This window comes from Streptomyces sp. NPDC048254 (assembly GCF_043201895.1).
Taxonomy (GTDB): domain Bacteria; phylum Actinomycetota; class Actinomycetes; order Streptomycetales; family Streptomycetaceae; genus Streptomyces.
The window spans coordinates 1,114,192-1,136,198 of the sequence record NZ_JBICZJ010000001.1 but is presented as its reverse complement, the minus strand read 5'-3'; the positions used below and the strand labels follow the sequence as shown (position 1 = coordinate 1,136,198).

Genomic DNA, 22,007 nt, shown 5'->3' with positions numbered 1-22,007 from the left:
GGGTCGGAGCATGACACTGATTGCGCTGATCACAGGCGCCAACAAGGGCATCGGCTACGAGACCGCCCGGCTGCTCGGCAAGCGCGGGATGACCGTCCTGGTCGGTGCGCGGAACGAGGAACTCGGGCAGAAGGCCGCGCTGGCCCTGCGTGAGGGCGGCGTCGACGCCCGGTTCCTCCACATCGACGTCACCGACGACGCGTCCGTCCAGCGAGCGGCCGACCGGGTGGACGCCGAGTACGGGCGGCTCGACGTCCTGGTCAACAACGCGGGCATCGTCGGTGATGTCGAAGGCGCCCGTGGCGGACCGAGTGCCGCCACCCGGGCCGCCCTCCGCCAGGTCTTCGAGGCGAACGTGTTCGGGGTGGTGGCGGTCACCAACGCGTTCCTGCCGCTGCTGCGGAACGCCGAGGCGGCTCGTATCGTCAACGTCTCCAGCGAAGTCGGGTCGCTGACCTTCATGAGCGATCCGGAGCATCCGCTCCATCAGTTGGCCACGATTCCCTACCCGGCGTCGAAGACCGCGCTGAACATGGTCACCGTGATGTACGCGAAGGAGCTGCGGGACACCCCGATCAAGGTCAACGCCGCCAATCCCAGCCACTGCGCGACCGACCTCACGCGTCACACCGGCTCCCGCACGCCGGAGCAGGGCGCCTTGGTGAGCGTCGCGCTGGCCACACTGCCGGCCGACGGCCCGAGCGGGCGGTTCTGGGGCGACGGCGCCCCGGCCGCGGACGCGGCACTGCCCTGGTGATCTCCGGAAGGCATCACCAGAACGATCCAGGACACGGGTGATGCCGAAACTCGGCCCCAGTTCCTGTTATGGCGCGCCGACGCACCACATCTCCTGTGTGCCGGACGGAATTCGGCACACAGGGAGAGAGGACTCGTGGTGAGTCAGCAGAACAAGCACCGCATCAGCCGCCGCGGCATGCTGGGGATTGCCGGAATAGCCGTTGCGGGTACGGCAGGTGTCGTCGGAGGGGCCACGTTCGCCGGCGGCAGCGCGAACGCGGCGCTGGCAGACTGCAGTCCGACACCGACACCGACGGCGACGCCGACCGGCGGTGCGGTCGGTACGGCGACCGCGCGGCCCACCTCGGGGTTCGCTCACCCGGGGCTGTTGCACACGGAGGCCGACTTCGCCCGCATGGCGGAGAAGGTGAAGGCAGGCGCCCAGCCTTGGAAGGCCGGCTATGACCGACTGGTGGCGAACCGGCATTCGCAGAGCACCTGGTCCCCGCGCGCGATGCCCACAGTGATCCGGGGTGGTGCCGGGCAGAACTATGTGACGCTCTACAACGACATTCACGCCGCCTACCAGAACGCGCTGCGCTGGAAGGTCACCGGCGAGAGAGCCCACGGCGACGCCGCCCGGAACATCCTCAACGCCTGGTCCGGCACCCTGGCCAACCTCAACGGCAACGCGGACCGCTTCCTGGCCGCGGGGATCTACGGCTACCAGTTCGCCAACGCCGCCGAGATCATGCGCGGCTACGACGGATTCGACGTGGCCCGCTTCCAGAAGATGCTGCTCACCATCTTCTACCCGATGAACGACCGCTTCCTGACCACGCACAACGACGCCTACATCACCAACTACTGGGCGAACTGGGACCTGTGCAACATGGCCTCGGTCCTGGCCATCGGCATCTTCTGCGACGACCGCGCCAAGGTCGAGCAGGCCGTCGACTACTTCAAGGAGGGCGCCGGCAACGGCTCCATCAAGCACGCCGTCCCCTTCGTCTATCCAGGCGGCCTCGGCCAGTGGCAGGAGTCGGGCCGCGACCAGGGCCATGCCACGCTCGGCATCGCGCTGATGGGAAGCTTCTGCGAGATGGCCTGGAACCAGGGTTACGACCTGTACGGCTACGACGACAATCGCTTCCTCAAGGGCGCCGAGTACGTCGCCAGGTACAACCTCGGCCAGGACGTCCCCTACACCGCCTACACCTGGGGCACCGGCCGGTCCGGCGCCCGCCAGACCCAGCCCGGTGTTTCCCCGGCGAGCCGGGGCGCCGAACGTCCGGAGTGGGAGCTGGTCTACAACCACTACGTCAAGCGCAGAGGCCTGTCCGCGCCCAACGTGGCGGCCTTCGCCCAGAAGACCCGTGCCGAGGGCGGCGGCGGGGACTACGGCCCCAACAGCGGCGGCTTCGACCAACTCGGCTTCGGGACCCTGACCTTCACCCGCTAGCCGGTCACCGTGGTGGTGCCCCGGCGCCGTTTCAGGGAAGCCTGGAGAGCTGGGGCACCGCGAGCGGGTCGGCCGGGGCGCTCCGAGTGAGGTACTGCGGCACCGGAGCGCCGTCGTCGCCGGTGTCCCTGACGATGCCGTACCGGACGTAGCCGAGGGCCGGATCGTCCGAAGGGGCCTGACTGATCTCGTCGTTGATGTGCTGCCGACTGCAGGAGGCGACGATCAGGGCGTACTTGAGGCCGTTCTGGTTGAGATTCAGCGTGACCGTGCCGTCGACGTAGTAGTACTCGTTCTGCCACATCTGCTGCGCGCCGGCCGGCAGCGTGGCGTAGCCCAGGGGACGGTTCCCGAGCCAGGTGTGTTCATCGGTGGTGCCCGGTTGCAGGTCGTCCATCCGGCGACCGCCGCCGGAGGCCACGTGGAACAGCTTGCCGGTCAGTCCGGTCCAGGTCGGCATCGCGATGGCGCCCGGGAAGACGGTCACCTGCCAGCGTACGAAGAAGTAGCCGCGCCCGCTGATCGTCAGGTTGTCACCGCGGTGGTTGAGGACGTACATCTCCCCGGTCGCGCCGGGATGCCGGTTGCCGTACGTGCCCGACATGGCGACGGGGGCGGGCTGGGGACGCACTGGAAGTTCTCCCGGTGGGGTGTCGGGGTTCGGGGCGCTCTCCGCGTGGTCGATGTTCTGGCCGTAGACGGGGCTGCTCGGGACTGTCGACATGTTCGGGATCGCCGTGGGCCCGGCGGTGTTCTGGCTCGTGCTTACCGGCGTCGGCGTGGTGGCGGCGGCGTGGTGCCGGGGCGGCGGTGAGTGCAGTACGGCGTACCCGGTGAGCGCTCCTCCGCTCACCACCACCGCGCCGGCCGTGAGTGCCACCGCGGGCTTCGCCATCAGGTAGTGGACGACGTCCGCGAGCCGGGTGCCGGCCAGGCCCACGGCGTGAGGTGCGGCAGCGCCCGTGGCTGCGGCGGTGTGAGCCGCGCCGAGCTGGTAGAGCAGCGCGGTCGTCCCAAGGCCTGCCGATACGGGTACCAGCGCGAGCCCCGCGAGCAGTCTTTCGGCGGGTACCAGATCCTGCCCGAGCGCGCCGCAAGTGGCGCAGGCGCGGATGTGCCGGGCGATTCGCTTACGCCACAGCCCGGCCGGTATGCCGTCCCAGCCCTCGGTGAGCTGGGCCAGGCCGGGGCAACGGGAGACGGCGTCGAGCGCGCGGACGACGATTCGGGCCGACTCAAGGCGTTCCCTGAGCCGCTGCACCCGCACCGCGGTGTGCTGCGGAGTCAGTTCGAGTGCGGCGGCGAGTTCGGCTCTGGTGAACTGGCCGGATGCCTCCAGCCACCACACCGAGAGCAGTTCACGTTCCGCGGGATCGAGCCAGCGGGTCGCCTCGGCGACCTCGCGGCGCTGGCCCGACAGGCCCAGCCGGAGGATCGTCACCTCGACGAAGTCGGCGCTCGGATCCTGCGCTTCGAGCACCTCGTCGAGGAACGAGAGAGCGGGACGGCTCTGCTGTCCGCGCCATCGTTCGCGGACCTTCTGCATCGCGATCGCGACCAGCCAGGAGCGGAAGAGTTCCGCCTCGCGCAGGCTGTCGAGGGCGGAGACCATGCTGATCATGGTGTCCTGGACCACGTCGTCCACATCGAGGTGTCCGCCCAGCGCCCGTCCGACGACGTTGTAGACGAACGGCAGGGAGCCCGCGACCAACTGGTCGAGCGCGTGCTGGTCTCCGTCCCGGGCGGCAGTGACGGTATCGGTGTCGGGCATGTCTACTGTGCGCATCGGCTCTCTCGCAGCATCACCGGAGGTACATCGTCATCTAGAAGAGGGGGCGAGCACGCACCGCATAACCGAAATCGGATGGGCGATCGCAGGACCGACGCGACCGCACCGCCGGGGCCGCGACGACCTGCCGATCGTGATGTGCCGGCAGGGCCTCCTGATAGATGCCTGGGGGGGTAACCCGAGCTCCCTGGAGGCCCTGCCTTCTTTGCTTTTGACCGGTGGAAATCCCCTTCTCAGAGGGTCAGTTGACCCGGACGATCTTCCAGAGCTGGTCGTTCACACTGACGTCGGTCCACTGGACGACGGCCCCGCCGTTCGCGGTGGAGGACCCGGCGACACCGGCCAGCAGGCCGCTGTTCGTGTTGGCGACCTTGTAGTAGCCGTCGCCCGCGTCGGTCAGGGTCCACTTCTGGGAGGCACCGCTGGTGGCGGCGTTCTGGACGATGGCCGCACCGACGGTGGTGGAGCCGTTGTTGATGTCGAGTTTCAGCCCGCTGTTGACGTTGGTGACCGACCACGCACCGCCGGTCTGGGACTGGAAGCTCCACAACTGGCATGCACAGGCGCTGTTCTGCCACTGCTGGGCCGCCGTGCCCGCGGTGGTGGAGGCGGCGGGTATGTCGAGGTACTTGCCGCTGTTCTTGTTGACCAGGACGTACTGGCCGGTGGCCAGGCTCGGCGGGGCGATCTGGGTGAGGTTCCACCGCTGGGTGGCGGAGGCTGTGTCGGTGCTCTGGTCCGCCGTGGTGCCGACGGTGGTGGAGCCGCCGGGGATTTCCAGGGCCTTGCCGTTGACGCGGTTGGTGATGGTGAAGCCGCCCGCCGGGTTGGGTGCCACGGCCCAGTCGTGGTCGGTGCTGCCGTTGTCACTCCACTGGAGGATCTTGGCGCCGTTGGCGGCGGACTGGTTCTCCACGCCCAGGACCTTGCCGCTGGCGACGTTGACGATCTTGAAGTAGCCGGATGCCTGCTGGTCGAAGCGCCACTGCTGGTCGGTGGCGTTGTCGGTGTTCTGCTGGGTGGCGTAGGTGCCGTTGGTGGTGGAGCCGCCGGCGATGGTGAGCTTCAGGTTGCTGTTGGCGTTGGAGACGGTGTAGGTGGCTCCGTCCGAGATGCCGCCGCCCAGGTCGATGGTGCTGTAAGTGACCGAGTTCACCCCGGTGCTCCTCAGCCGTCCTCCGCTGAAGACCTCCAGGCTGTGCCCGTCCGCGAGCGGGAGCATGCCCCGGCTGTAACCGGCGGCCACGTTGGAGGGGATGCGCGTCCAGGCGCCCGCGGCACCGTTCTGGGTGTTGAGGAACAGGTCGGACGTGCTGTTGGCGCTGACCACCAGGGTGCCGTTGGCGCCGCCGGTGGGGAGCCAGGTGATGAACGGGGAGCTGGTGGGCACGCCGCCGGAGTTCAGCGCCGTACCGGCGACGGAGCCAAAGCCCTCCGGGTCGGCGGAGATCTTGTAGTAGACGGCGAAGTTGCCCTCGGGGGCACCGCCGTACTCGTACGTCATGACGTAGTTGCCGTTGGGCAGCTTCGCGACGGTCGGCATGCCGGGGCGGCTGCTGTACGTGGGCACCGCCACGTCATCGACGACCGGGCCCCAGTTGACGCCGTCCGTGGTGACCTGGTGCACGATCTTCTGACCGTGGGCCGGGTCGCGCTGGTCGGAGTAGTAGGCGATGAGCTTGTTGCCGGAGACCATCAGGAACGGCTCCCACACCGGGGTGTGGCCGTTGTCGCTGATGGCCTCGCCGCCGGTGGCGATGTTGCTGACGAAGTTCCAGGTCAGCCCGTGGTCGGTGCTCGCGTACATGTCGATCTTGATCGCCGACCGGTCACTGGGCACCGAGGCGCCCGAGGCCAGGATGGTCCCGGCGGGGAAGTTCCCGATAGCGGTGGGCAGCTCGTACAGGTCCGGCTCCCAGCGCATGCCCCAGCCATTCTGGGTGTCGGTGACGCTGGAGATCTGGGTCCAGGTGTTGCCGTTATCGGTGCTGCGGTAGATCGGGAGGACCGGGGTCCCCGAGGTCCACTGCTCGTAGGTGGCGAGCATGGTGCCGTTGGACGCGCCGCTGTACTTCATTCGCATCGCCCGCGGGTAGAGCGTGCCCGGGGAGGGAGCGTTGGCCAGCGGGCCGGCCAGCGTCTGCGAGGCGCGGGAGACGGCGTGCGCCTTGCCCGCGGCGGGGACGAGGAGCGTGACGGCTGCTGCGATCAGCGAGAGCAGCATGAGGAGGACGGTGGCGGGGTGGGGACGCGGAACGGCGCGCTGTCTGGCGCCTTCCTGTGTGATGGACATGTGCGGCTCCCAACATGCGGTGCACGGGTGGGTGTTGGAGCCCGCCACTTCCGGAACGTCCCGGAACGGCAGCGGCGGGCGGCTCTTGGGTACGCAGCCGGAGGGGGCACGGATGACGTACGACGACATGCCGGTGGACGCAGGCATGCTCATGGGTGAGACGACCGTCGGCGACAGGTACAGGCGCGCGGGGTACGGGGACCGGTCCTGCGGCCTACCGGTCTTGGTCGGCCGTTGCCGGAGGTACGCCTCTTGGGCTTCTCCGGGGAGGATGTCGAAGTCGGAAGGTGCTCAGGTGATGTGGCGCGCCGTCGACTCCTGGCGAAGCGGCGCGGGCGCCGCCGTCGAGGAGCGGACGACGAGCTCGACCGGTGGCGTACTCGCCGGCGGAAGGTCTTCGTCGGGCTTCTCGATGGCATGCACGAGAAGCCTGAGTCCTTCCTTCGCCGCGGCGTCGAAGGGCTGGCGCACGGTGGTCAGCGGCGGAGACACGTAGGCGAAGACGGGGTTGTCGTCGAAGCCCACGACGCTGACGTCGTCCGGCACGCGTCGGCCGGCTCCCAGCAGCGCGTGGATCAGGCCGATGGCCATGTCGTCGCCCGCCGCGAACACCGCGGTCACGGTGGGGTCGGCAGCCAGTTCGCGGCCCGCCGCGTATCCGGAGGCGGCCGACCAGTCGCCCTCGATGACAGGGGGTGCGGTCCTGCCCCTTTCCTCCAGTGCCGCCCGCCATCCCGCGAGACGGTCCTTCGCGGCGTACCACTGCTGAGGACCGGCGAGGTGATGGACCGTCGTGTGTCCCAGATCCAGCAGATGCTCGGTCGCGGCCCGGGCCAGGAGATCGGAGCCGACCCCTGCGGTCACGGTCCTGGAGGCGGTGAAGACCGGGGGCGCACCGAGGAAGAGGACCGGCACGTCGGCGCGGAGGGCGACTTCTCCCTCGTCCACCGGCTCGGAGATGACAATGCCGTCCACGCCCTGTTCGAGCAGTGAGCCAACGGCGCCGGCGATGCCCCGTTCGTCGCCTTCCAGGGTGCTGACCACACGCAGGGCGTAGCCGGCGTCCCGAACGGCTCGCTCGATACCGACGAGCAGCGAGGCGACACCGTATCCGGCGGTCCCGAGCGTCACCACGCCGATGGAGCGGGTTCGACCAGAAGCCAACACCCGAGCCGCGTTGTTCAGCCGGTAACCGAGCCTTTCCGTAGCTTCGAGTACGCGTCGGCGCACGTCGGCGGAGACGTGCGGCTCACCGTTGAGGACCCTCGACACCGTCTTGCGTGAGACGCCGGCCACGCGAGCAACGTCCTCACTGCGCGGCAAACCAGGGCTTGCGCCCAGTCCCACCACTCGTGCCATGACGTCTCCCGATGACCGGATACTCTGAATACGGCTAGGTCAGCTGTATGACCGCGCGGTCAATGTCTACGGCTCGGGAGGTCGCGCGTCAAGAGTTCGGGCAACGCATCTTCGCTTCGCTCTTCCCGTGCGCATTGCCTGTATGACGCATCGAGCGGAGGGTCTTGACAGGAGGCCACTGGTTGGATTTATGGTCCTCGCGTTCCGATCGTCTTTGTTCGATCGTGTTTGACGATGGTTGTTTCGACGGCCCCGTCCCCGCCACCTCTCCGGCCTACAGGCCTGGTCAGGACCCGACATGAACCGCCCCCTGTTCGGCCGGTCCACCAACGACAGTTCGTCAGCGGCCTGCCCCTGGGCGCCAACAAGAGCTGACGCCCGGAGAAAGAAACCACCACCGTGCCCCCTCCCTTCACCCCTCTCACCTCCCTCCTCGTGGACCCCGCCGCCGCTCGGGTCCACGAGGAGGGCTGGCAGTCCTGGAGCCCCAGCGGCACCTACGCCCTCGCCGACACTCCGTACCGGCCGACGAACAACAACCGGGCGACCGTCTGCTACCGGCCCGGGCGCACCGTCCCGGCCGGGACCTTCCAAGGGGAGGGACTGCTGGCGCTGGACCCGGGTGACGGCTCACCGGTCCGGCTGTGGGCGGCGGCCGACCCGCTGCACGCCGTACCGTCCATCCGGCTCACCGTCCGCGAGGGCCGCGCCGAGGTGAGCGCCGACGGACCCGTCGCCGAGCACAGTCACCGCCCGGGCCCGGACGGCATCCAGGGTGCCCTCGCCGCCTGGGCGGACGGGCTCGGCCTGCCCGCACCCCGGCCCGCGCCGACCGTGTGGTGCTCCAGGTACGAGCACTTCAACGCGGTGACCGAGGACGACATACGCGAGAACCTCACCGCGATGGACGCCCTCGCCCTTCCCGTAGACGTCGTCCAGATCGACGACGGCCACCAGAGCGCGCTCGGCGACTGGCTCACCCTCTCCGATCGCTTCACCTCCCGAGCCCGACTCGCCGACACCATCCGCGCGGGGGGCCGCAGGGCGGGCATCTGGACGGCACCTTTCCTGGTCGACCCGAACAGCGAACTCGCCGCGGTCCACCCCGACTGGCTCGTCCGGACCTCGGACGGCAGCCCCCTCCGGGCGGGCCGCAACCGGGGCAACGACCTGTACGTCCTGGATGCCACGCACCTGGCCGCGGCGGCGTACCTGATCGAGGTGTTCGCGGTGCTGCGCATCGAGGGCTACGACTACTTCAAGGTCGGCTTCCTCTACGCCGGCGCGCTGGACGGCGTACGGCACTCGGGGGCCGACGCTCTCACGGCGTACCGCGAAGGCATCGCTCTGATCCGCGAGGCGATCGGTCCGGACGCGTACCTGGTGGGCTGCGGCGCGCCGATGCTCCCCTCCATCGGCCTCTTCGACGCCATGCGCGTCAGCCCCGGCACGGCCCCGCACCACTACCCCGAGGCCGAGGGCTTCGGCCAACCCGGCCTGGATAGCGCCGAGTTCACCGGAACGGGACGCCGATGGCAGCACGGCCGCCTCTGGGTCAACGACCCCGGCCGTCTGATAGCCGGTCACCCCGTGGAGAGCCGCGAGCGCTGGGCGGCGTACCTGGAGACGACCGGCGGGCTGATGGCCTCCAGCGACCGGCTCCTCTCCCTCGACGACTGGGGCCTCACCACCACCCGCCGCCTGCTCGGCGCCTCCTCCCTTTCCGCCACTTCCGCCACTTCCTCCATCGGAGCTGACCACCAATGACATCCGCACGTCCGCTGCGCGTTCCCGGCATCGCCTACGGCGGCGACTACAACCCCGAGCAGTGGCCCGAGGAGGTCTGGGCCGAGGACATGCGCCTGATGCGTGAGGCCGGGGTGACCATGGTCAACGTCGGCGTCTTCTCCTGGGCTCTGCTCGAACCCTCCGAGGGCGTCTACGACTTCGCCCGGATGGACCGCATTCTCGACCTGCTGCACGCCAACGGCATCGCCGCCGACCTGGCCACCCCCACCGCGGCCCCACCTGCCTGGTTCTTCCGCGCCCACCCGGACGCCCTGCCCGTCGACCGGGACGGCCGCAACCTGTCGTACGGCAGCCGCCAGACCTTCTGCCCCAGCAGTCCCGCCTACCGGACCGCCGCCCTGCGCATCGCGGGCGCCCTGGCCGAGCGGTACGCCGAGCACCCGGCCGTGGCCATGTGGCACGTGCACAACGAGTACGGCTGCCACAACGCCGCCTGCTACTGCGACACCAGCGCCGCGGCCTTCCGCACCTGGCTGCGCGCCCGCTACGCCGACGACCTGGACGCGCTCAACCACGCCTGGGGCACCACCTTCTGGAGCCAGTGGTACTACGACTGGGAGGAGATCCTGCCGCCCCGCGCCACCGGAGCCCCTCCCAACCCCACCCACCAACTGGACTGGCGCCGCTTCTGCTCCGACGAACTGCTCTCGCTGTGCACCGCCGAACGCGACATCCTGCGGCGGGCGGCACCCCACATCCCCGCCACCACCAACCTCATGGTGCTGCGCACCTTCGACGCCCTGGACTACTGGCGCTGGGCACCCGAGTTGGACATCGTCTCCAACGACCACTACCTGATGTCCGACGACCCGGAATCCGACATCGACATCGCGCTCAGCGCCGACCTGATGCGCTCCCTCGCCGGGGGCCCCTGGATGCTGATGGAGCACTCGACCGGAGCCGTCAACTGGCAGCCCGTCAACCGTGCCAAGCATCCGGGCGAGATGCGTCGCAACGCCCTTGCCAACGTGGCTCGTGGGGCCGACGGGATCTTCTTCTTCCAGTGGCGAGCCGCCAAGGCCGGTGCCGAGCAGTGGCACTCCGCGATGCTGCCGCACGCCGGAACCGAGAGTCGGATCTGGCAGGACGTCGTGCAGCTCGGCTCGGACCTCGACGCCCTCGCCGAGGTGCGCGGCAGCAGCGTCGACGCCCAGGTCGCGATCGTCTGGGACTGGGACTCTCGCTGGGCCCTGGAGCTCCCCTCCCAGCCCAGCGGCGCACTGCGCTTCCAGGACCTGGTCCGGGACTGGTACACCCCGCTGTGGCGGGCCGGGGTAGCAGTGGACTTCGTCCGGCCGGACGCCGACCTCGACCGCTACCGCCTGGTCCTGGCACCCAGCCTCTACCTGGTCGACGACGCGGGCGCGGCCAACCTGGCAGGCTTCGCCGAGCGCGGCGGCACCCTGGCCGTCGGCTTCCACAGTGGCGCGGTCGACGAGAACTGCCACGTCCGGCCGGGCAGCTACCCCGGTGCCTTCCGGGACCTCCTCGGCGTGCGCACCGACGAGCTCTTCCCGCTGCTGCCCGGCCAGACGCTCCAGCTCACCGGGCAGGCCCCTGCAGGCGCCACCGCCACCTTGTGGTCCGAGCGGATCCAGCTCGCGGGCGCTGACCTCGTCGCGTCCTTCGCCGACGGACCACTCGCCGGATCGCCGGCGGTCACCCGCCACACCTCCGAGAGCGGAACCGCCTGGTACCTGGCCACCCGCCCCGACCCCGCGACCCTCGCCGCCCTGATGGACCGCATCCGCGAGGACGCCGACGTTCAGCCGGTACTCACCGATGCGCCCGGCGGCCTTGAGGTCGTCCGGCGAAGCGGCACGGATGCCGACTACCTGTTCCTGATCGATCACGGCGGAGCGGGCGCCGAGGTCCCCGCGGACGGCGTGGAACTCCTCACCGGCAAGCCGGTCTGTGGGTCGGTCACCGTGCCTGCCGGAGGCGTCGCGGTGGTCCGCGAGCCACACTGAGAGGACAGGGGGCCGACCTCTGCACCGAGCGCAGCAACGCGATGCCTCGGTCGGCTCCATGCCCGGCACGCCGTGGGCGCGCTCACTACCACGGATTCCTGGCACATATGGGTGGTAAGCCCTCTATGCTCGAATTGAGTAGGTGAGGACATGAGCCCGGCCGCAGAGCACGCCATCACAGCAGGACCGGACGAAGACGAGCTGCTACGCCTCGGAATCGCTTCGGCCGTGGCGGTACTGCACGGGCTGGGCGGCATGATCCATCGGGACCCCATGGACAGCGGCCCCATGCTGCTGGCCGCGCACACCGGGCTTTCCGATTCCTTCGTCAGGGCGTGGGAGGACGTAGGGCGCGGCGAAGCGGTGGCACCCGCCCGCGCTGTCCTCACCCGCTCCTTCGCATGGATGCCGGCGCACGGCGACCGGGATCCCCGCGTCGGCTCGGACCGCCTGCCCGTCGGCACCGGACTGGCCTCCGTCCCGGTGCTGACCCGGGGCGGCCGGACGGGTGTGCTGTCCGTCCTCACCTCCGCGTCTCAGGAGCCGGACGCGGAGGAGCGGCGGGTGCTCCACGCCGTGGCCCGGTGCATCGGGGATCGGCTGTGCGCGGTCCGGACGGCCAAGAGTGCGGCGGAGTCCGGGAGGCGCCGCGACGGTGGATCCTCGCAGATCCGCCGGGGGCCCGAATTCGGCATCTGGGACTGGGACTTCACCAGCGACACGGTGACTCTGGACGCATCCGCAGTCAGGATCCTCGGATGCGACACGGACACCCTCGACGGGCGAACCGGCACATGGCAACGGCTGGTTCACCCCGAGGACCTGCAGCGGGTGCTGGCCTGGGCCGCCCAGGCGCGCGGCGGCCCGAGCGCGTACAGCGTCGAGTTCCGGATTCGCCGACACGACGGCGACTTCCGCTGGGTGACCTGGCGCAGCCGTGACCGGGGCGACAGGAACGGCGGAGGGGCCCGGCTGAGCGGCACGGTCAGGGACGCCACCGACAGCAGACTCACCCGGGACTTCATCGACCACGCTCTGCGGCAGGCCAGCGACGGAGTCCTGGCCCTCGACGGCTCCTGGCGCGTCGCTTCCAGCAGCGGCGGCGCCGAGCACCTCCTCGGCCTTCCCGAGCAGTTGCCCGGCCGCTGCCTGTGGGAGGCCGTCCCGGACCTCCGCACTCTCGGCGTGGAGGAGGCCGCCAGGCGGGCCGTCGCGGACGGCGAACCGCTCGGCCTGGACATACCGTGGTCCACCCACCAGCGGTGGCTGCGCATACGACTGGTTCCGGTGGCCGACGGCCTGACGGTCTACCTCAGCGACATCACCGGCATCCGGCGGCACGCGGCCGAGCAGGTTCCGGTGGACGCTGCCGTCGGCTGGGCAACCACCCCGATTGTGGCGCTGACACGTGCCCTCGCGGCGGCGGTGACCGGGCACGACGTGGTGAACACGGTGAACGAGTACATGCTGCCGCTGGTCGGCGCGACAGGAGTCGGCGTCTGGGTCCTTGAGGCGGGGCGCGTGTTCTTGGTCGCTGCCGTGGGCGTACGGCAGGAAGTCATAGAGCGGGTGGAGGCAGTCCCGGTCGAGAACCTCCCGGAGGTAGCCCAGGCTCTCCTCGACGGCGTACCCAACTTCATTTCCTCGCCGGAGGAGTTGATCCGCCGCTACCCCGGGATGACTGACATCGTGGCCCTGAGCGGCAAGCAGGCGTGGGCACACCTGCCGCTGATCGTCTCCGGGCGGAGGATCGGGGTCTGTGTCATCACCTACGATCGGCCGCAGGTCTTCCGTCGCGAGGAACAGACGCTGATCACGGCGCTGAGCGGCCTGGTCGCCCAGGCCATGGAGCGGGCCAGGTTGTACGACGCCGAACACACCCGAGCCCAGGAGCTGCAGCGCGGACTGCTCCCCCGCGTCCTGCCCTCGGTACCGGCCGTGACCGCGGCCGCCCGCTACCTGCCCGCCGGGACGGACATGGAAGTCGGCGGTGACTGGTACGACGTCATCCCGCTGTCCGCGGACCGGGTCGCCCTGGTCATCGGGGACGTCATGGGCCACGGTCTGTCCGAGGCCGCGACCATGGGGCGGCTGCGGACCGCCGTCCGTACGCTCGCGGACCTCGAAATGCCCCCGGACGAGCTCTTCTCCCACCTTGACGAGACGGTCGTCGGCTTGGGCGAGGACTTCTACGCCACGTGCCTCTATGCCGTGTACGACCCCGCCGACCGCCGCTGCTCGGTCATCACGGCCGGTCACCCACCGCCCGCGGTGGTCCCGCCCGACGGCGCCGCCTACTTCCTCGATCTCCCGTGCAATCCCCCGCTCGGCGTCGCGGCGCCGCCCTTGGACATGGCTGAGATGACGCTCCCCGAGGACAGCCTGCTCGTGCTCTACACCGACGGCCTGGTCGAATCGGCCGGCCGCGACATCGACGAGGGCATGGCCCGACTCCGTCGGCGGCTCGGAACCGGGTACGACGGCGCTCCCGGACTCGACGGCCTGTGCGACGACCTGATCGCCGAGATGCTGCCCGACCCGTACCGGATCAGCGACGACGCCGCTCTTCTGGTGGCGCGCACCCACGCTCTGGCCCCGCAGGACATCGCCTGCTGGCAACTGCCCGACGAGCCCATGGCCGCGGGCCAGGCTCGCCACAGCGTCCGGAAGCAACTCGCGGCATGGGCTCTGGATGAGCTGTCCATGACCACCGAACTACTCGTCAGCGAGCTGGTCGGCAACGTCGTACGGCACGCCAGCGGGCCGATAACCATACGTCTCCTGCGCAGCCGGACACTGATCTGCGAGGTCTCCGACGGCAGCCTCAGCATGCCGCGCATCCGGCGCGCGGCGGACACCGACGAGGGCGGCCGTGGACTGCAGCTGGTCGCGGCGATGGCCGACCGCTGGGGAGCCCGCTACACCCCTTCTGGCAAGTGCATCTGGACCGAGCAGGCACTGCCGACCGACCGATGAGCCCACCGCCACCACCCCGACCGGATTCGGTGGCAGCAGGCACAGTGGCGCGGCATGGTCACCCGGTATGCACCGCGCACGTGGCTTCAGTTCCTCGGCGCCGGCCCGGTGCTGCGGCGGATGATGAGTTCGACGGGGATGACCGTCTCGGTCTCGGGTACGGGCGCGCCGTCGATCCGGTCCAGGAGCAGGCGCAGTGCGCGGGTGCCGATCTCGGTGAAGTCGGTGCGAACCGTGGTCAGCGGGGGGAGCAGGTGGGCGGCCTCGGGGATGTCGTCGTAGCCGACGACGCTGACCTCGTCGGGCACGGGCCGTCCCGCCTCGTGGAAGGCGCGCAGGACGCCTAGCGCCATCTGGTCGTTGGAGGCGAACACGGCGGTGACGCCGGGGTGTTCGGCGAGGCGACGGCCGAGGTCGTACCCGGAGTCGGCGCTCCAGTCGCCGATGAGGGGGGCGGGGACCTCGGCTCCGGCCGCCTTCAGTGTGGCGCGCCAGCTGTCCGCTCGGCGGTCGGCGGAGGTCCAGCCGGTGGGGCCGGCGATGTGGTGGACGGTGGCGTGGCCGAGGCTCAGGAGGTGTTCGACGGCCTTGCGTGCTCCGGTGCGGGAGTCCGCGGTGACCAGGGGTGTGCCGTCTTCGAGGTCGTTCTCCAGGACCACCAGGGGGGTGTCGAGGCGGGCCTGTGCGAGGGCCTTGCCCATGTGCTTCTGGGCCGTGATGGCGATCACGCCGTCGGCGCCCTCGGCCGTCAGCCGGGCGGCTGCGTGGACCACGGTGTCGCGGTCGGCGGTGTCGACGGCGATGGAACTGACCAGGTAACCGGCCTCCTGCGCCGCGGCGTTGATGGCGGTGAGAGCCGAGGCGGGCCCGTAGCGGGCTGCGTCGAAGGAGATCACGCCGAGCAGGCGGGTCTTGCCGCTGGCCAGGGATCGGGCGCTGCGGCTGGGGAGGTAGCCGAGGCTGCGCATGGCGTTCTGGACTGCCTCGCGAGTCTCGGGGCGGACGGCCGGGTGGTCGTTGAGGACGCGGGAGACTGTCTGCTTGGAGACCCCGGCCAGCTGTGCCACGTCGTCCATCACGGGGCGGGTGCCCGCGAAGCTGCGGCGGCTGCGCCCTTTGGGGGCTGGGCCGTCGGCGGTGCTTCGGGGCATGGCGAGGGTTCCTTTGGTTCTGTCGCACGGCGGTCCTTGGCCCGCCCGGCCGGCAGCCAGGATAGGCCGGGCGGGTCAGGGGCTCTGCCGTGGGGCGGGGTTCAGTCCGGTCGGACCCTCCTGGTGCGCCCAGCCGTCGATTCGACGTGCCGGAGCGCGGCTTCCCGGCGCCGGAGACCGGGGATCAGGGGCGGCCACCGGGAGCGAAGGCGCGGGCGGTGGTTGGGCATCAGTGGGTCTTCACCGGTCCGAGGTCGGGGGTCTGGGTGAGGCGGGCATGGTTGCTGGTGGTGGCGTGCAGTTCCAGCAGGACGAGGTCGTTGCTGCCGGGGCGCAGGAGGGGGGCGGGGACGTACAGGGTGTGCTGCGGGCCGCGGTTCCAGTAGCGGCCGAGGTGGAAGCCGTTGACCCAGGCCTGGCCCTTGGTCCAGCCGGGCAGGGCCAGGAAGGTGTCGGCAGGGGTGCGTACGTCGAAGGTGCCGTGGTGGAAGGCGGGGCCGATGGCGTACTCGGGGGTGAAGGGCAGCCGGCTCAGGTCGTCCAGGGCCAGCGGGTGGCAGTCCCAGCCGTGCAGGGAGGCGGAGTTGAGGGTGACCGGGCCGAGCAGGCCCTTGGGAGAGCCGATGCGAGAGCCGTAGTTGACGCCGCCCATGTTCTCCACCAGCACGTCCAGCGTCGCGCCGGAGCGGGGGACGCGCACGGGCAGGGCCTCGTCGTGGCGTTCTCGCTCCAGTACGCCGGCCGGGGCGCCGTCGACGAAGACCTGGGCGCGGTCGCCGACGCCCCCCGCGAAGTGCAGCAGGCCGTCGCCCGCGGCGGGCAGGGTGGTGCGGTACAGCACGTACCCGGAACGCAGCCCCAGCTCCTCCATCGTCGGCGGGTTCTCGGCGTGCACGGGTTCAGCCAGCGTGCTGGCGTGCGGCAGCAGCGCAGCGTGCCGGTCCAACTCAATGGTGGCGGTGGGGAGTTTGCCGCTCGGCGAGGGGATGGGTTCGTCGGGCACGGATGCGTGGCGGGCGATGACCTCGCGGAAGGCGTGGTACTTCGGGCCGGGGTCGCCGCTCTCGGTGAGCGGGGCGTCGTAGTCGTAGGAGGTGATGGTCGGGGCGTAGGCGTGGTCGTGGTTGGCGCCGTTGGTGAAGCCGAAGTTGGTGCCGCCGTGGAACATGTAGATGTTCACCGAGGCGCCGGCGGTCAGCAGCCGGTCGAGGTCGGCCGCGGCGTCGGCGGCGTCGCGCACGTGGTGTGGCTCACCCCAGTGGTCGAACCAGCCGATCCAGAACTCCGAGCACATCAAGGGGCCTTCGGGCCGGTGGGCGCGCAGTTGGGCCAGTGCGTCGGTGACCTTACCGCCGAACGTGCCGGTGGCCAGCACGTCGGGCAGGCTGCCCGCGGCCAGGTGCTCGGGGTTGGCCTGGTCGCAGGTGAACAGCAGCTCCTCGACGCCGCGCGAGCGCAGGGCGTGCTCCAGGTGCCGCAAGTAGTCAGTGTCGTCGCCGAAGGCCCCGTACTCGTTCTCCACCTGTACGGCGATGACGGGACCGCCGGACGCGGCCATGTGCGGCAGCAGCGGGGGCAGCAGGAGGTCCAGGTAGCGGTCGACGGGGTCGGTGAACTTCGGGTCGCTGGTGCGCAGTTGGATGCCGGGATCGGCGGTGAGCCAGGACGGCAGGCCACCGCCGTCCCACTCGGCGCAGATGTAGGGGCCCGGCCGCAGGAGGACGTACAGGCCCTCGGCCTGCGCCAGGCGCAGATAGCGGGGCAGGTCGAGGATGCCGTCGAGAACGAAGCGGTCGGGGTCGGGCTGGTGGAGATCCCACGGCACGTACGTCTCGATGGTGTTGAGGCCCATCAGGCGGGCCTTGCGAAGGCGGTCGGCCCACTGGTCGGGGTGAATGCGGAAGTAGTGCATCGCGCCGGAGATGATCCGGAACGGTTCGCCGTGCAGCAGGAAGCCGTCGGACGTCGTCGTCAGAGTGGACATGCGAGGGTTGTTCCCTTTCGGTGGGAGGTTGTGGTCAGCGGGTGCGGGTGGTGCGGATCAGCCAGAGGGTGGCGGTCAGGCACAGCGCCGAGAGGCAGCACAGCAGGAGCGGAACGGCGCGGACCCCCGACCACTCGATGGCCTTGCCGAGCACGGGACCCGCGGCGACGCCGCCGACCATGGACGCGGCGATCACCACGGCGCCGGCCCTGCGAGCCTGGGGAGCCGCCTTGTTCAGCCAGGGCAGGCCGGTCGGAAAGATCGGCGCGATGAACAGGCCGACGCCCGCGTACGCGTACGGGGCCAGGCCCGGCACCGTGGCGAGGAGCAGGCACACCGTCATACCCGCACAGGAGACCGTGATGATGGCCTGGGCCGAGAACCGCAGCGCGATGGGCGCGACCAGGAACCGGCCGACGGTCATCATCAGCCAGTACACGGAGGTGGCGGTGGCGGCCACCCCCGCCGTGAAGCCGACGGTCTCCAAGTGCGTGGGCTCCCAGCCGCCGACGCCCGCCTCGATGCCGACGTGCAGCACGTAGAGCGTGACGAAGACCGCGAGCACCGAACCGAGGCTGCGGCCGAGGGCCCCGGACTCGCCGGCCGTCCGCGGCGCCGAGGTCGGCTGCGGGCCGCGGTCGCGTACGCCCCCCAGGCAGAGCAGCAGCGGCAGGTTGGCCAGCGCGAAGCACAGGAACACCGCGGGATAGTGCGAGGAACCCACTACGCCGATCAGTGCCGGGCCGAGGATGGCACCGACCCCGAAGTGCGCGTTGAGGATGTTCAGCATGGCGGTCGAGCGGTGTCCGAAGCCGACCGCGAACAGCTGGTTGAGGCCGTAGTCGATACCGCCGAAGCCCAGCCCGGCGAGGAGCGCCGCGACCAGCGCGAGAGGCCAGCTGGGAGCGAGGGCGACGCCCGCGGCGCCGAGCGCCATCAGGACGTACGAGGTGGCGAGGATCTGTCGGTTGCCCAGGCGGCCGAAGAGCCGGTCGAAGAGCAGCACTCCGGCGACGCCGCCGATGAAGTGCGCGCTCAGGCCGAGTCCCGCGCCTGATGGTGAGAGCCCGAACTCCTTGCGGAAGGCCGGGATCGCCGGGCCGTACAGGGCCTGGAGCGCGCCGATGAGGACGAAGCCCACGCAGGACGCGACCACGGCGGCGGTACTGAACAGCGGCGCGTCCGCCGTCTGTCGGGGTGCGTCGGCCCGGAGGCCGGTTGTCTGTTCGCTCACACGGACTCCAGATGGCGGCCCACGATCTCGTGGGCGAAGGACATGATCGTTCCTTGTGGGCTGATGCCGGGCGCGCCGGGCAGCACGCTGGCATCGCACACGTACAGGTTGTTGAAGCCGTGGGGTCGGCCGGACTCGTCGCACACTCCGCCGCGCTCGGGCAGCGCCATGGGGCAGCTGGCCATGCCGTGTACCGACACCAACTCCCAGTCGGACGGTTTCACTTGGGCGCAGTACGCGTCGACGTCGGCCTCGCTGCACAGCGGCCCGGCCGTCGACGTGGGCGGCAGCAGTTGCACCGCGCCGGCGGCGAAGAGCAGTTGCGCGGTTCTGCGGAACGCGAGGCACAGGGCGTGATGGTCGGCGCGGGTCATGCCGTGGCGCAGCAGCGGTGCGCCGCCCACCGTCCCCGCGATGCCCGCGGCGCCCTGCATGCGCACCTGGGTGGTGAACATGCCCAAGTAAGGCCGCGCGTCCAGCAGTTCAGAGACCTGCCGCGGATCACGCCCGGCGAGCGCGGCGCCGAGTCCGCCCGGGGTCAGATTGGACGGCATGACGAGCATGCCGAGCGCGGAGTGCTCCTGGACCTGGGCGGTGAACATGGTGCCCCGCACCGCGTCGACGACTCGGGGGAAGCGGGCGATCGTCCGGAGATTGAGGTGGAGGGCGAGGCGGCGACCGGCCGTGCGCCGGTGGATGGAGCTGCGGCGCAGCAGCACGGGCGTGCCGATGGGGCCCGCGGCGAGGAAGACGGTGCGGGGGCGGTAGCGGATCAACCGTCCGTCGGTGTCCGTCGCCTCCACGCCGTGGACCACGCCGCGCCGGTGGGCGATCCGCCGCACGCGTACACCGTCACGGACGTGCGCGCCGAGCGCTTCCGCCTGCGGCAGATAGCTGACGGCCATACTCTGCTTGGCGCCGCTGGGACAGCCGGTGGCGCACTGGTTGCGATGCTCGCAACCGCGCACCGCCCGCTGCGGATGCTGCCAGCGCCAGCCGAGTGACTCGGCGGCGCCCGCCAGCAGACGGGAGTCCTCATTGCCCTCACCGTGCTCCTGCACGATCATGCCCAGGCGCTGTTTGACGTCGGCGAACCGGGCGCCGACGGCGGGAGAGCGGTAGCTCCCGTAACCGGACCAGGCGGCCCAGCGGTCCAGGACCGACGACGACGGCTCCCACAGGAGCCCGCCGTTGACGACCGTGGTGCCGCCCACCGCGCGGGCCTCGCCATACGCGATGGTGGGCGTCCCGAAGACCGCGGTCGCTCCTCCATTGCGGTACAGGCGCCGCATCGACTCCGCCGGGCTGGCCGCCGCCAGTTCCTGCGTGGTGACTCGAGGGCCCTCCTCCAGGACGGTCACCGACCGCCCCGCGCGGGCGAGTTCGAGCGCGGCGACGCTGCCGCCCGCACCGGAGCCGATGACCAGGGCGTCGCAGTCGACGGCGTGTGAGGCGCGACTCATCGGACGGCCTCCCGCACCCGCGTGACCGTCCGGGGAGCGGTGCCGTCCAGGGCCCCGTACAGGGCCAACGCCGTGGTGGCCCGCAACAGTTCGCCGTAGCCGGGCCAGCTGCGCAGCCGCGCCAGGCCACGCCTCAACTGCTCGGGAGTGGCGGCATGGGGGCTCACCTGTGTCACCGCGCGAAACGCGGCCGGAAACAGCCGCAGGGCCGCAGCCGTGCCCCACCGATAGGCGGCGGGCATCCGGTCCAGGCTCGCGGCGGTGTGGTGCACCGCCCGGTCCAGGACCCGGGAGTCGCGCAGTGCCGCATAGGCGCCGGCCCAGCAGGTGGGCAGACCGCTGTCGTAGAGAGCCCGTTCGCCGGCTTTCACGCGTGCATCGGCATTCACGCGGTCACCTTCTCCCGCAGCAGACCGGCCAGGAGCCCCGCGGCTCCCTGCGCGAGCACCTCGTCAAGGGCCTTCAGGAACAGGTCCACCTCGTCGTCCCGCGCGACCAGCGGCGGCGAGACGATCAGGGCGATGAGGCGGTTGGAGCCGAAGAAGGTGAGAACGCCGTGGTCGCGGTAGAGGGCGGCGACCACCGCTCCGGTCAGCAGCTTGGAGACGGCCTGCGGATCCTTGGCCAGCGATGTGGGCAGCATCTCGCGCAGCGCGGCCGGGATGTCCGGGCCCGGGGTGAGGAACACACCGTGCAGCGCGCCGCGCCCCGCCACCCGCTTCACCAGACGAGGATGGCGGGCAGCCACCTCCGCGAGGCCCCTTTCGAGGCGTTCGCCCAGGGCACGGGCGCGGCCGGGGAAGTCCTCCTCGACGGCGACCGCCACGGCTTCCAGGGCGGTCGCCGTCTCCTCGCCGAACCCGTAGTACGTGGTGCTGTGCAGCGTGGCGTCGGACAGGTTGTCGTACGCGGCGCGGAAGATCGGCTCACGGGTGATGTAGCCGGAGATGGACGCCTTGCCGCCGCCGAACGACTTCGAGGTCGTCACGACGTCGGGCACGAGCCCGGGGTGGTGCATGAAGTGGAACAGCGCCCCGGTCTTTCCCCAGCCCGTGTACACCTCGTCGAAGATCAGCACGATGTCGCGCTCAGTGCAGATGCGGCGCACCTGGCGGAGGAACTCCGGCGAGCACTCGCGCAGGCTGGAAGCGCTGAACGGCTCGATGACGACGGCGTACACGTCACTCTCGCCCGCCGAGGTGGTGTGCCGCTCCAGAGCGAGGAGGAAGGAGGGCAGGTCGTCGTACGCGAACGTGTCCGTGCCCGGGATCTGCGGGTAGGGGAAGTGGATCTCGGGCGAGGCGGTGAGGCTGCCCGCGCCGAGGAGCTTGCCGTGGAAGGCGATGTCGGTGTGCAGGACGGTGCCGCGCCGGCCCCGGTGGTACTTGTAGGCGAGCTTGACCGCGCCTTCCACCGCCTCCGCACCGGAGTTGGGGAAGTAGCTGATGTTCAGATCGCCGGGCAGCAACTGGGCAAGATTGTGGCTGAGCGCGGCCACGTACGGCGAGAAGTAGTTCTTGTGCACTTCCATGCGGCGCGACTCCTGGAAGCGGCGTCGCGCTTCGAGGATGCGCGGGTGGTTGTGCCCGTGGCTCAGGACGCCGACGCCGCCGGTGAAGTCGAGGATCCGGCGCCCGTCGCGCAGATGGATCCACGCGCCCTGGGCGTGGTCGACCAGGTCGCGGCCGAAGCCGAACGAACCGATGAGGGAGACCTGGCTGCGACTCACGTAGCGCCGGTACAGATCGTGGACCTGCTCGGTGGTCATCGCCTCGGCCT

The 22,007-nt window shown here is 70.5% G+C and carries 14 protein-coding genes; 5 read left to right on the top strand and 9 right to left on the bottom strand.

The window, feature by feature from the left end:
• Positions 1–10 precede the first annotated feature (10 nt).
• Together ACGFZQ_RS05115 and ACGFZQ_RS05110 are read left to right on the top strand one after the other, a co-directional pair.
• The gene (locus tag ACGFZQ_RS05115; protein ID WP_393839206.1) at positions 11–757 is read left to right on the top strand and encodes an SDR family oxidoreductase; all 747 of its coding nucleotides are present in this window, start codon (positions 11–13) and stop codon (positions 755–757) included.
• Between the two features lie 138 nt (positions 758–895).
• Positions 896–2,200: an alginate lyase family protein gene (locus tag ACGFZQ_RS05110; RefSeq protein WP_393839205.1), complete on the top strand. Its 1,305-nt coding sequence runs from the start codon at positions 896–898 to the stop codon at positions 2,198–2,200.
• Positions 2,201–2,231: 31 nt separating this feature from the next.
• Here the strand turns inward: ACGFZQ_RS05110 and ACGFZQ_RS05105 are convergent, their stop codons facing one another.
• The 3 genes from ACGFZQ_RS05105 to ACGFZQ_RS05095 form a co-directional block, all read right to left on the bottom strand.
• Positions 2,232–3,971 carry an RNA polymerase sigma factor gene (locus ACGFZQ_RS05105; RefSeq protein WP_393839204.1) on the bottom strand — a complete coding sequence of 580 codons (1,740 nt, stop codon included), beginning with the start codon at positions 3,969–3,971 and terminating at the stop codon, positions 2,232–2,234.
• A 259-nt stretch (positions 3,972–4,230) separates the two neighbouring features.
• Complete coding sequence (locus ACGFZQ_RS05100) at positions 4,231–6,282, bottom strand: RICIN domain-containing protein (RefSeq protein WP_393839249.1); 2,052 nt, start codon at positions 6,280–6,282, stop codon at positions 4,231–4,233.
• Positions 6,283–6,573: 291 nt separating this feature from the next.
• A complete protein-coding gene (locus tag ACGFZQ_RS05095; protein WP_393839203.1) occupies positions 6,574–7,641 on the bottom strand; it encodes a LacI family DNA-binding transcriptional regulator in 1,068 nt (355 codons plus the stop codon).
• 399 nt (positions 7,642–8,040) lie between these two features.
• Here ACGFZQ_RS05095 and ACGFZQ_RS05090 point away from each other — a divergent pair, with 399 nt between their 5' ends.
• The 3 genes from ACGFZQ_RS05090 (at position 8,041) to ACGFZQ_RS05080 (ending at position 14,396) form a co-directional block, all read left to right on the top strand.
• Positions 8,041–9,408, top strand: a complete 1,368-nt coding sequence (locus ACGFZQ_RS05090; protein WP_393839202.1) for a glycoside hydrolase family 36 protein — start codon at positions 8,041–8,043, stop codon at positions 9,406–9,408.
• The gene (locus ACGFZQ_RS05085; RefSeq protein WP_393839201.1) at positions 9,405–11,420 is read left to right on the top strand and encodes a beta-galactosidase; all 2,016 of its coding nucleotides are present in this window, start codon (positions 9,405–9,407) and stop codon (positions 11,418–11,420) included. Before ACGFZQ_RS05090 ends, ACGFZQ_RS05085 begins: the two co-directional genes overlap by 4 nt.
• A 150-nt stretch (positions 11,421–11,570) precedes the next feature.
• Positions 11,571–14,396 (top strand): SpoIIE family protein phosphatase, encoded by a 2,826-nt coding sequence (locus ACGFZQ_RS05080; RefSeq protein WP_393839200.1) that lies wholly within the window; start codon positions 11,571–11,573, stop codon positions 14,394–14,396.
• 86 nt (positions 14,397–14,482) lie between these two features.
• Here ACGFZQ_RS05080 and ACGFZQ_RS05075 read toward each other — a convergent pair whose 3' ends face one another.
• The 6 genes from ACGFZQ_RS05075 to ACGFZQ_RS05050 form a co-directional block, all read right to left on the bottom strand.
• Complete coding sequence (locus ACGFZQ_RS05075) at positions 14,483–15,547, bottom strand: LacI family DNA-binding transcriptional regulator (RefSeq protein WP_393839199.1); 1,065 nt, start codon at positions 15,545–15,547, stop codon at positions 14,483–14,485.
• Positions 15,548–15,776: 229 nt separating this feature from the next.
• Entirely contained in the window at positions 15,777–17,531 is a 1,755-nt protein-coding gene (locus tag ACGFZQ_RS05070; protein ID WP_393839198.1) for a beta-galactosidase family protein, read from the bottom strand.
• 34 nt (positions 17,532–17,565) lie between these two features.
• Complete coding sequence (locus tag ACGFZQ_RS05065; RefSeq protein ID WP_393839197.1) at positions 17,566–18,765, bottom strand: MFS transporter; 1,200 nt, start codon at positions 18,763–18,765, stop codon at positions 17,566–17,568.
• On the bottom strand, positions 18,762–20,228 hold the full coding sequence (locus ACGFZQ_RS05060) for a GMC family oxidoreductase N-terminal domain-containing protein (RefSeq protein WP_393839196.1): 1,467 nt from the start codon (positions 20,226–20,228) through the stop codon (positions 18,762–18,764). Before ACGFZQ_RS05060 ends, ACGFZQ_RS05065 begins: the two co-directional genes overlap by 4 nt.
• Positions 20,225–20,617: a hypothetical protein gene (locus tag ACGFZQ_RS05055; protein ID WP_393839195.1), complete on the bottom strand. Its 393-nt coding sequence runs from the start codon at positions 20,615–20,617 to the stop codon at positions 20,225–20,227. Before ACGFZQ_RS05055 ends, ACGFZQ_RS05060 begins: the two co-directional genes overlap by 4 nt.
• Positions 20,614–21,996: an aspartate aminotransferase family protein gene (locus tag ACGFZQ_RS05050; RefSeq protein ID WP_393839248.1), complete on the bottom strand. Its 1,383-nt coding sequence runs from the start codon at positions 21,994–21,996 to the stop codon at positions 20,614–20,616. The genes ACGFZQ_RS05055 and ACGFZQ_RS05050 overlap by 4 nt, the downstream gene beginning before the upstream one ends.
• Between the last annotated feature and the right edge of the window lie 11 nt (positions 21,997–22,007).

Bases quoted from the DNA above. Each gene is read 5' to 3' on its own strand.
- ACGFZQ_RS05115 (WP_393839206.1), top strand. From the start codon at position 11: ATGACACTGATTGCGCTGATCACAGGCGCCAACAAGGGCATCGGCTAC.
- ACGFZQ_RS05105 (WP_393839204.1), bottom strand. From the start codon at position 3,971: ATGCCCGACACCGATACCGTCACTGCCGCCCGGGACGGAGACCAGCAC.
- ACGFZQ_RS05100 (WP_393839249.1), bottom strand. From the start codon at position 6,282: ATGTCCATCACACAGGAAGGCGCCAGACAGCGCGCCGTTCCGCGTCCC.
- ACGFZQ_RS05095 (WP_393839203.1), bottom strand. From the start codon at position 7,641: ATGGCACGAGTGGTGGGACTGGGCGCAAGCCCTGGTTTGCCGCGCAGT.
- ACGFZQ_RS05085 (WP_393839201.1), top strand. From the start codon at position 9,405: ATGACATCCGCACGTCCGCTGCGCGTTCCCGGCATCGCCTACGGCGGC.
- ACGFZQ_RS05080 (WP_393839200.1), top strand. From the start codon at position 11,571: ATGAGCCCGGCCGCAGAGCACGCCATCACAGCAGGACCGGACGAAGAC.
- ACGFZQ_RS05075 (WP_393839199.1), bottom strand. From the start codon at position 15,547: ATGCCCCGAAGCACCGCCGACGGCCCAGCCCCCAAAGGGCGCAGCCGC.
- ACGFZQ_RS05070 (WP_393839198.1), bottom strand. From the start codon at position 17,531: ATGTCCACTCTGACGACGACGTCCGACGGCTTCCTGCTGCACGGCGAA.
- ACGFZQ_RS05060 (WP_393839196.1), bottom strand. From the start codon at position 20,228: ATGAGTCGCGCCTCACACGCCGTCGACTGCGACGCCCTGGTCATCGGC.
- ACGFZQ_RS05050 (WP_393839248.1), bottom strand. From the start codon at position 21,996: ATGACCACCGAGCAGGTCCACGATCTGTACCGGCGCTACGTGAGTCGC.